Raw genomic sequence first — 8949 nt, 5'->3', positions numbered from 1 at the left:
CGAGGTAGATAGGACTGAGGTGTAAGTGTAGCAATACATTCAGCTGACAGTTACTAATAGGTCGAGGGCTTATCCAATGCGTCTGGTTTTTGTCTTGACATCTTTATTTTATTATGATAAACTCTTTCAATCGGATATTTATTTATGCCTCTATAGCTCAGTCGGTAGAGCACGCGGCTGTTAACCGCGGTGTCGTTGGTTCGAGTCCATCTGGAGGCGTTTCCCATTTCTCTTCGCTAAGACAAGAGAATGTGTGGCGAAGTAGCCAAGTGGTAAGGCGTGGGTCTGCAACACCCTGATCACCGGTTCAAATCCGGTCTTCGCCTTTCGCTCTACTATAGAGTTATGGCGCCATGGTCAAGCGGTTAAGACACCACCCTTTCACGGTGGTATCACGAGTTCGATTCTCGTTGGCGTCACGGTATCCCAAGATGTTCTTGGGATTTTTTTGTATATAAATTTATTTTGGATTTCAAATAGTTTATGTTCATATATCTGTATTCATAATAATCTGATATTATATAGAAATTTGGAGGAATTATGGAGCCCTTATCTTCTACAGAAATATTGCGTTTTTATCAGCTAAGAAATCAGGGGATTTTAGCCTTGGAACCCCATGTACAGCTCTTTGATGAAATTGACTCCACTAACACGGAATGTAAAAGAAGAATTCAAGAGCTTCCCTATGGAGAAGATATTTTTTCCCATATTCCGGAGGGTACAGTCTTTCTTAGCGATTATCAAACTGCTGGACGGGGTAGGATGGGCAAATCTTTTCTTTCTCCCAAGGGCTCTGGCCTGTACTTCAGTATCTTGACCAAGCCCAAGGGACAGAATAAGAATCCCCTGGTTCTAACTTGCCATGCGGCGGTAGCCGTTAAACGTGCCGTGAAAGAAGTCTTTGGCATGGAGCTTTCCATTAAGTGGGTGAATGACCTGTTTTATAAGGGAAAGAAGCTTGTGGGAATCTTGGCTGAAGGACAGCTTAGCGATTCTACTTCTTTAACCTATTGTATTATGGGTATCGGGATTAATCTTTTTCTGCCGGAAAGCGGATTTCCTGAGGAGCTTTCCAATATTGCCGGGGCTTTGTTTGATTACGATGAAGAAAAGAAGGAAAATATAAATCGAAATCAGTTTCTTGCTTCTATCCTGTTTCACTATTTTTCCCTATTAGATGAGGATAAGGTGGAAGAAGAGTACAGGACGGAAAATATCTTATTAACAAAGGATATTCTCTTTACGGAGAATCATCAGGATTTTCTAGGAAGGGTAGAAGGGATTTTAGAGGACGGGGCTCTTTCCGTGCGTTGCCGGGATGGCAGTACTAAGATTGTTTCCTCCGGAGAAGTAAAGGAGAAATTCCTTTAAAGTATTTTAAAGAGGAAATTCTTTTAAAGTATTTTGAAGAGGAAATTCCTTTTTTACATAAAATATAGAAGCAATAAAGACAAGTTAAATCTTGGGCTTAGTTCCTCATAGATTGTTCTGCATTTTCATGTTAAAATATGCAAGATTCTAAGGAAAAATGTTTTTTGCAAAGGGGTTATAGATTAGGTATGAAGGATCATAGAAAGAAAAGAAGAAGTGAGCAGCATGTGGAGGAGGAAGCCAATTTTATCGGGGATATCCTGAAGCTGCTCTTCGCCTTATCCCTGGCCATTGTGGCTATCGTGGTTTGCTTTTTGTTTTTCAAGAATATTGCAGGCTTTTCTTTACCGAATTTAAAGGCGACGGAAGCCGCCTCAGAGAGCAGTAAGGAAGCGGTTGTGATTACGGAAGCCACCAAAGAGAGCAAGAAGAAAGAAACGGAAGCCAGGACGGAAAAAACTACGGAAGAAAGCTCGGAGGAAGAAACATCGACCAAATCCGAGGAAAGCAATAAGGAGAGTACCAAGGAATCTACGAAGGAATCCGGAAAAGATTCCGCCTCCAAAGAGGAAAGCAGTTCCTCCGGTAAGGGCAGCAAGGAAAGTATCGGGGAATCTCCCACCTTGGAGAGTCAAAGCGGTAAAAAGAGTAGTACGGCAGCAACGAAGGAATCTACGGCCGGTCAGAAAAGCAGTAAGAGTCATAGCTCTGATGATGCGGTAGTGGGAGAAGGCCCCAAGTCTGCGGATGATAGCGGAGACAATCAGGGCCCGGGCCAGCCTTAGGAGAATGAGGAGCAATGATATACTATATCTGCGGAAAATCCGCTGTAGGAAAGGATAGCATTTTCCAAGAGCTGGTGAAAAGAAGCGACTTAAAAAGGATTATTCCTTATACCACCAGGCCTATGCGCCCCATGGAAAAGGAGGGGGAGGAATATCACTTTCTTTTGGAAGAGGAGTTTTTAAAGCTTCTTTCAGAGGGGAAAATGATGGAAAGCCGCAGCTACGATACTGCCTTTGGACTTTGGTATTACGGTACGGCTTATGAGGAAGGTTTTCGGGAGAAAGACAAGGGTTTTCTCTGCATCGGAACCTTGGAAAGCTACAACAGTATTAAAGACTATCTGGGGCAGGAATTTATTCAGCCTGTTTATATTGAGCTGGAAGATGAGCTTCGCCTAAGTCGAGCCAAGGCTCGGGAGCAGGGGAGTGATCCCAAGGCTCTGGAGGAGCTGGAAAGACGTTTTCAGGCGGATAATAAGGATTTTTCGGAGGAAAAGCTTCGGGAAGCCGGCATTAAGAAACGCTATCACAATCTTGATTTTGACAAATGTGTGGAAGAAATTCTGGCGGATATAAAATCGGGGACGGAAAGAGGGCTGTAGCGGGTCATCCGATTGTGATAAGAAGAGAACAGGAAGAGGAAAAGGCAAGGAATGAAGGGGATTTCCATACCGGATCATCGAATCCATCATGCTTATCTTGTGATTGGGCAGGAAGAGGACTTGCTTCGTCAGATGGCGAAGGACTTTGTGGTACGGCTTTTTCATAAAAGTAAAAAGGAAGAATCGGAAGAGCAGTTCAGCCTTCCCCTGGAAGAAGAAAGCACAGAGGACCGGCCGGATTTTTATAGCGAAAAGGAAGAGCCGGAGGACAGTCTGAGTCTTCGCATTGAAAAGGAAGAGCATCCGGATCTGATTTTTGTGGATTATCAGGAGAAGGAAAACGGAGAGAAGAAATCCAGCATTTCCATTGATCAGATTCGTCAGGAAGTGAAGGGGACGGTGGACATTTCCCCGAAGGAAGGGCAGTACAAGGTCTACGTGCTTTGCCACAGCGATAAGATGACGGTGGAGGCTCAAAATGCCCTTTTAAAAACCCTGGAGGAAGCTCCGGAGCATGTTATCATGATTCTCCTTTGCGAAAATGAAAACAAGCTTTTAGACACCGTTTTGAGCCGTGTGGTTCGAGTCTATGTGGGGGATATGCCCATTGATAAGCAGTGGAAATTGCTACAGGAAATTCCGGCTCTTCGTGCCTTACCCGCCTTTTTAAAGGAGATTGCCCATAAGAAGCAGGAGGAAATGCAGAAATACGCGGAGGAGCTGGGACAGCTGGACGGGCAAGAGCTCTACTGTTTTCTTGATATTATTTTACGGGATGTGTTATGCTATAAAAGCACGAAAGACCATCATTTGCTCTATGGACAGAGTGCCAGAGAGAGCATTACGGCCATGGCGGAAAAATATTCCTATTGGACACTGGGGCAGTGGGGAGAATATATAGAACGCTATAAAGAAGGACGGGCGGTAAATGTTGCCCAAAACTATCAGATTTTAGATTTCTTTTTGTTTTTATCCAATACATAATTATAGAAAAGCCATAAAGAAAGCCATAGAAAAAGCCATAAAGAAAGGGTTATAGATGACAGAGGTAATTGGAATAAAGTTTCGAACCGCGGGAAAGGTATATTATTTCGCTCCCAAGGGCATAAGCTTTACGAGGGGAGAGTTTGCCGTGGTGGAAACATCCAGAGGCGTGGAATACGGAGAAGTTTTGATGGCCAATAAGGAGCTTCCGGAGGAAAAGATTGTGATGCCTCTTAAGGAAATTCTCAGAAAGGCCACAGAGGAGGACCGGAAGCAATACGAAGTAAATCATGAGAAGGAAAGGGAAGCTTTTCAGATTTGCCGGAAGAAGATTCAAGAGCATGGGTTGGAAATGAAGCTGATTGATGTGGAATATACCTTTGACCGGGGAAAGGCACTGTTCTATTTTACCGCGGACGGCAGGGTGGATTTCCGTGCATTGGTAAAGGATTTGGCGGCGATTTTCCGTACCAGAATCGAACTTCGACAGGTGGGGGTAAGAGACGAGACCAAGCTTCTGGGAGGCTACGGCTCCTGCGGTCGGCCTCTGTGCTGTCACAGCTATCTTCCGGAGTTTGTTCCGGTGTCCATCAAGATGGCAAAGGAGCAGGGCTTATCCTTAAACCCCAGCAGTATCTCCGGGGTCTGCGGCCGTTTGATGTGTTGCTTGAAAAATGAAGAAGAGGTTTATGAGTTCTTAAACTCCAAGCTGCCGGCAGTGGGAGACTATGCCACCACCAAGGAGGGCTTAAAGGGGGAGGTGGTTTCCGTTTCCGTCTTAAACCAGAAGGTAAAGCTGATTGTAAACTTGGAAAAGGAAGATGAGAAGGAGCTTCGGGAGTATGAGGTTTCGGAACTGAAGTTTAAGCCAAGACGGAGAAAAGACGAAGCCTAAGTATGGTTTTCAAAGGGAAAGAATATTAATTTTATCATGGAAAGAATAGATGATTTACAATGTAAGGGCTACCGGATTATTCAAGATTCGGAAGCCTTTTGTTATGGAACGGATGCGGTGCTTTTGGCGAATTTTGCAAAGCAGGGGGTAAAGAGAGGAAGAGTCTTCGATCTCTGTACCGGAAATGGGATTGTGCCCTTACTTTTGTCGGCGAAAACAGAGGCGGAAAGCATTTACGGAATCGAAATTCAAAGGGAGGCGGTGGAGCTTGCGAAAAGATCCGTAGCCTTAAATGAAGAGGAGCGAATCCATATTCTGGAGGGAGACCTTTGCAAAATCCAAGAGCAAAGGACGGCAGAGGGGAAAAGCCTGGCTTCTTCCTTTACGGTGGTGACCGCAAATCCGCCCTATATGCAGGGAGACCTGCAAAATCCGCTGGAAAAGAAAAATATCGCAAGACATGAGGTGAGCTGCAGTTTTTCTGATGTTGCGGAGGCGGCAAGATATTTACTGGCGCCTAAGGGGAAGTTTTATCTTGTGCATCGGCCGAAACGAATGGCGGAGATTATCAGCATTTTACGGGAAAAGGGACTGGAGCCGAAAAGATTGCAGATGGTGCACTCCTTTGTGGAGGGAGAGGCAAAGCTTTTCCTTTTGGAAGCGGTACGGGGAGCCTCCGTGGAGCTTCGGATTTTACCGCCCCTGATTCTATATCGGGAAAAGGGCGTCTACAGCAAGGAGCTACTGGAGATTTATGGAATGGATGCATCGGAGGATAATGGCGTGAATGATTAGGAAAAAGCCGGCTCAGAAAGCGCCATCTTTCCGTCGTATTTCTCCCATTAATTAATCAGGGAAGTAGGAGAAAAATCAATAGAGAAATACGTAGAGAAAGGGCTAAAACCTTATCCGTATACGGATATTATCCGAATATGGAGTCTAGGCAGAGGCCCTTTCTTTTGTTATGGTAAGGCTAAGACCGGTCAGCGTTGTTAACTTGGAGAGAGTCTACAGAGAAGTCTTTCTCAAGAATGAAAAATTTCAAAAGAAAGGAGGAATTTTATCATTTTTTCACAAGCTTTTTTGCATTCTGTGGTAAAATGTCCCAAGTAGTAAGCAGTTCCTGAAAGGAAGGACAAATATGGCATTGGATGCGAAAAAATTGGTATTTGAGCCAATACGGGTGGAGGACTCCGTCCGTATTGCTCCTTATTTTTATCGAAGACCGAACAAAACCTGTGATAGTTGCGCTTTGGACAGCTACCTCTGGGCGGAATATTGTGACACCCGCATAGCAGAGTGGGAGGACAAGGCTCTTTTTATTCTGATGGCAAAGGATGGAGAGCAGTATACCGCTACGCCCTACTGTGACGAAGAGGATTTGCCTCAGTATTTTGATTTGATTAAGGATTACTTTAATCAGGTTTTGAAGAAGCCTTTAAAGATCTATCTGGCGGACGAAGAGGCGGTAAAGTACCTGCATTTGGAGGAGGATCCCCGCTTTATCGTACGGGAAGAGGAGGATTACAAGGACTACCTCTATGACGCTGAGGAGCTACGAACCCTGCCGGGAAAGCGTTTTCATAAGAAGAAAAACCTGGTCAACAAGTTCAAGAGAGAATATGAGGGCCGCTGGGAGTACAGAAGTATTCGCTGCCTGGAAAAACAGGCGGTTTGGGACTTTTTGGATCGTTGGTATACCCACCGAATCAAGGAGGAAGGAAACGGAGAGGAAACCCTGGAATATGAAATCAAGGGAATCCACGAGGTTTTACAAAACTGCTTCACCATCGACCACTATATCGGCGGCATATTCATAGACGGAAAGCTGGAGGCCTTTTCCATCGGCGCTTACAATCCCCGTGAGGAAATGGCCAGCATCTCCATTGAAAAGGGAAATCCCAATGTCCCCGGAATTTATCAGGTGATTAATCAGGAATTTCTGCTTCATGAATTCCCCCAGGCAAAGCTGGTAAACCGAGAGGATGATATGGGACTGCAAGGTCTTCGGAAGGCAAAGGAAAGCTATAATCCCATCGGCTTTGCCAGAAAATACATGGTATTGCAGAAGGATTTCCAGGGCTATGAGAAGTATCTTACGGATAAATACGAGAAGGACGTAGAAGAGTATGAGTAGAAGAATTCTTCTTCTCCGAACGGAGGCGGAACAGGAAAGAACGAAGGCCTTGTATCGGGAGATCTTCCCGGAGGATTCGGAAAACTTTGTGGACTTCTATTATCGTAAAAGACCGAAGAGAATCCTTGCCATGGAGGAAGAGGGAGAGATTGTGGGCATGCTCCATATCAACCCTTTCCGGATGTCCTTCTTTAAAAAGGAGCTTACGGCAAGCTACCTCTATGCCATCGGTACCAAGAAAGAAAAGAGAAAGCAGGGGGTTATGGGAGAGCTGCTTCGCCGTGCCTTTTCGCTTTTAGAGGAGGAGGGAGAGCCCTTTTGCTTCCTGATTCCCGTTTCGGAAAGCATTTACAGCCCCTACGGCTTTCGGACTATAGGAAAGCTTAGCCTGGAAGAAAAGCCTTTGGAAGAAATCGAAAAGTCTGTACTTTATGCCCTTCCCACCAAGGAACTTTTAGAAAGACGGGCGGAGGAAGGGACTCTTTCCGATGAGGAGGATGAACTGCCGGAGGATCCGGTGGTGATGCTGAAAATATTGAACCCGGAGGCTTTTCGAAAGCTCAGCGGCTATACAGACGATACGGAAGATGCTCTTTTGCAGAGACTAGCAAAGGAGAGGATTTATATTATTGACGTGGACTAATTTTAATGCTTGCAAACAGTAGAGAACTTTGCTATCATTGTTAGCTGTATCACTATTCCTTGCTTTTCCAAAAGGAAAGGCCAGAGACCAAAAGGAGGTAAAAGCGAATGAACAAGTATGAGTTATGCGTTGTTCTCAGTGCGAAGCTCGATGATGAGGAGAGAGCAGCAGCCATTGAAAAGATTAAGGGATTTATCACCCGTTACAATGGTACTGTTGTAGAGCCTATCGAAGAGTGGGGTAAGAAGAGACTGGCTTATGAAATTCAGCACATGAAAGAAGCCTACTACTATTTCATCCCGTTCACAGGAGATGCAAACACTCCTAACGAGCTCGAGGACCAGATCCGTATTATGGAGCCGGTAATCCGCTATCTTGTGGTTAAGCCAGAAGAAGAAACAGCTAAGACAAAGAAGCATGAGCCTGCAGCAGAAGCAGCAGCTGAATAAGCAAGCGGAAAGCGAGTAAAACATGAACAGAGTTATCCTGATGGGTAGATTGGTAAGAGATCCGGAAATTCGGTATTCCCAGGGTGAGAACAGCATGGCCATTGCAAGATATACTCTTGCCGTGGACAGAAGAGGCCGCAGAAACCAAAACGATGGACAGCCTACAGCAGATTTTATCCGTTGTGTGTCCTTCGGACAGAGAGCAGAATTTGCAGAGAAGTATATGCATCAAGGGATGCGTATGTTGGTATCCGGCAGTATTCAGACAGGCAGTTATCAGAACAAAGACGGACAAACCGTATATACCACAGATATTATTGTGGATGACCAGGAGTTTGCAGACAGCAAAGGACAGGGAGGCAACACTTCCTATTCCCGTTCTTCCGGCCCCTATGTAGGCGGCGGAGAAGAGGATCTTGGAGAAGGATTTATGAATATACCTGATGGGGTAGAGGATGAGGGACTCCCCTTCACTTAGGTAGGGAAGGTTTCCTCAGGATGAAGAGCAGCATAGCTGCAATATAGAAGGAGGAAAGCCATGGCATTTCAGAAGTCAGATAAGAGTGGTTCAGCAAGACCAAGAAGAGCCGGCGCAGGCTTCCGCAGCAGAAAGAAAGTTTGTGGATTCTGCGGAGATAAGGTAAAGCCGGTAGATTATAAGGATGTAGGAACATTAAGAAAGTATATCTCTGAGAGAGGAAAGATTCTTCCCAGAAGAATTACAGGTTCTTGTGCATTACATCAGAGAGCAATCACTACCGCTATCAAGCGTGCAAGACACATTGCTCTGTTACCATACCAGGTAGATTAAAAAAACAGCTCCACGAAAGTGGGGCTGTTTTTTTTTCATGGACTTTAGCCAGTATCGGAGCTGACATTTGAAAAATGTTAGCTCTGATACAAAAAACCACCCGCTATGCGAGTGGGAAACACTTGTTATACAAAAATCACCTTTCCTAATACAATAAAGTTGTTCAAGCTATATTGCAGGAAGGTGATTTTATGGCGAAGAAAGAATATGCATTAGCACATACGAAATGGATGTGTAAATATCATATTGTCTTCACACCGAAGTATAGGCGA

The 8949-nt window shown here is 44.9% G+C and carries 11 protein-coding genes, 3 tRNA genes and 1 pseudogene; all 15 read left to right on the top strand.

The window, feature by feature from the left end:
* The first annotated feature begins 146 nt into the window (after window positions 1-146).
* A tRNA-Asn gene (locus HNQ46_RS11845) sits at window positions 147-219 on the top strand.
* Between the two features lie 36 nt (window positions 220-255).
* Window positions 256-326 (top strand) — tRNA-Cys (locus HNQ46_RS11840).
* A gap of 21 nt (window positions 327-347) precedes the next feature.
* Window positions 348-419 (top strand) — tRNA-Glu (locus HNQ46_RS11835).
* 121 nt (window positions 420-540) lie between these two features.
* Window positions 541-1371, top strand: a complete 831-nt coding sequence (locus HNQ46_RS11830; RefSeq protein WP_183684871.1) for a biotin--[acetyl-CoA-carboxylase] ligase — start codon at window positions 541-543, stop codon at window positions 1369-1371.
* 188 nt (window positions 1372-1559) lie between these two features.
* Window positions 1560-2156: a hypothetical protein gene (locus HNQ46_RS11825; protein ID WP_183684870.1), complete on the top strand. Its 597-nt coding sequence runs from the start codon at window positions 1560-1562 to the stop codon at window positions 2154-2156.
* Between the two features lie 14 nt (window positions 2157-2170).
* Entirely contained in the window at window positions 2171-2758 is a 588-nt protein-coding gene (locus tag HNQ46_RS11820) for a guanylate kinase (protein WP_183684869.1), read from the top strand.
* Window positions 2759-2809: 51 nt separating this feature from the next.
* A complete protein-coding gene (locus HNQ46_RS11815; RefSeq protein ID WP_183684868.1) occupies window positions 2810-3742 on the top strand; it encodes a hypothetical protein in 933 nt (310 codons plus the stop codon).
* A 55-nt stretch (window positions 3743-3797) separates the two neighbouring features.
* The gene (locus HNQ46_RS11810; protein WP_007157536.1) at window positions 3798-4637 is read left to right on the top strand and encodes a PSP1 domain-containing protein; all 840 of its coding nucleotides are present in this window, start codon (window positions 3798-3800) and stop codon (window positions 4635-4637) included.
* Window positions 4638-4673: 36 nt separating this feature from the next.
* Window positions 4674-5432: a tRNA1(Val) (adenine(37)-N6)-methyltransferase gene (locus HNQ46_RS11805; protein WP_183684867.1), complete on the top strand. Its 759-nt coding sequence runs from the start codon at window positions 4674-4676 to the stop codon at window positions 5430-5432.
* Between the two features lie 346 nt (window positions 5433-5778).
* Window positions 5779-6774, top strand: coding sequence for a DUF2156 domain-containing protein (locus HNQ46_RS11800; protein ID WP_183684866.1), 996 nt, complete (start codon window positions 5779-5781; stop codon window positions 6772-6774).
* Complete coding sequence (locus tag HNQ46_RS11795; RefSeq protein WP_183684865.1) at window positions 6767-7417, top strand: GNAT family N-acetyltransferase; 651 nt, start codon at window positions 6767-6769, stop codon at window positions 7415-7417. The genes HNQ46_RS11800 and HNQ46_RS11795 overlap by 8 nt, the downstream gene beginning before the upstream one ends.
* Window positions 7418-7524: 107 nt before the next feature.
* On the top strand, window positions 7525-7866 hold the full coding sequence (gene rpsF / locus HNQ46_RS11790) for a 30S ribosomal protein S6 (RefSeq protein WP_183684864.1): 342 nt from the start codon (window positions 7525-7527) through the stop codon (window positions 7864-7866).
* Between the two features lie 22 nt (window positions 7867-7888).
* Entirely contained in the window at window positions 7889-8344 is a 456-nt protein-coding gene (locus HNQ46_RS11785) for a single-stranded DNA-binding protein (protein WP_007157530.1), read from the top strand.
* A 60-nt stretch (window positions 8345-8404) separates the two neighbouring features.
* Complete coding sequence (gene rpsR / locus HNQ46_RS11780) at window positions 8405-8677, top strand: 30S ribosomal protein S18 (RefSeq protein WP_007157529.1); 273 nt, start codon at window positions 8405-8407, stop codon at window positions 8675-8677.
* Between the two features lie 191 nt (window positions 8678-8868).
* Window positions 8869-8949, top strand: a pseudogene (locus HNQ46_RS11775) (IS200/IS605 family transposase); the annotation flags it as partial.

Origin of the sequence: Oribacterium sinus, from assembly GCF_014202695.1 — a bacterium.
GTDB classification, from domain to species: Bacteria; Bacillota; Clostridia; order Lachnospirales; family Lachnospiraceae; genus Oribacterium; species Oribacterium sinus.
This window is presented reverse-complemented; position numbering and strand designations above follow the sequence as displayed.

Bases quoted from the DNA above. Each gene is read 5' to 3' on its own strand.
- HNQ46_RS11815 (WP_183684868.1), top strand. From the start codon at position 2,810: ATGAAGGGGATTTCCATACCGGATCATCGAATCCATCATGCTTATCTT.
- HNQ46_RS11810 (WP_007157536.1), top strand. From the start codon at position 3,798: ATGACAGAGGTAATTGGAATAAAGTTTCGAACCGCGGGAAAGGTATAT.
- HNQ46_RS11825 (WP_183684870.1), top strand. From the start codon at position 1,560: ATGAAGGATCATAGAAAGAAAAGAAGAAGTGAGCAGCATGTGGAGGAG.
- HNQ46_RS11785 (WP_007157530.1), top strand. From the start codon at position 7,889: ATGAACAGAGTTATCCTGATGGGTAGATTGGTAAGAGATCCGGAAATT.
- HNQ46_RS11820 (WP_183684869.1), top strand. From the start codon at position 2,171: ATGATATACTATATCTGCGGAAAATCCGCTGTAGGAAAGGATAGCATT.
- HNQ46_RS11805 (WP_183684867.1), top strand. From the start codon at position 4,674: ATGGAAAGAATAGATGATTTACAATGTAAGGGCTACCGGATTATTCAA.
- HNQ46_RS11795 (WP_183684865.1), top strand. From the start codon at position 6,767: ATGAGTAGAAGAATTCTTCTTCTCCGAACGGAGGCGGAACAGGAAAGA.
- HNQ46_RS11800 (WP_183684866.1), top strand. From the start codon at position 5,779: ATGGCATTGGATGCGAAAAAATTGGTATTTGAGCCAATACGGGTGGAG.
- rpsF (WP_183684864.1), top strand. From the start codon at position 7,525: ATGAACAAGTATGAGTTATGCGTTGTTCTCAGTGCGAAGCTCGATGAT.
- HNQ46_RS11830 (WP_183684871.1), top strand. From the start codon at position 541: ATGGAGCCCTTATCTTCTACAGAAATATTGCGTTTTTATCAGCTAAGA.
- rpsR (WP_007157529.1), top strand. From the start codon at position 8,405: ATGGCATTTCAGAAGTCAGATAAGAGTGGTTCAGCAAGACCAAGAAGA.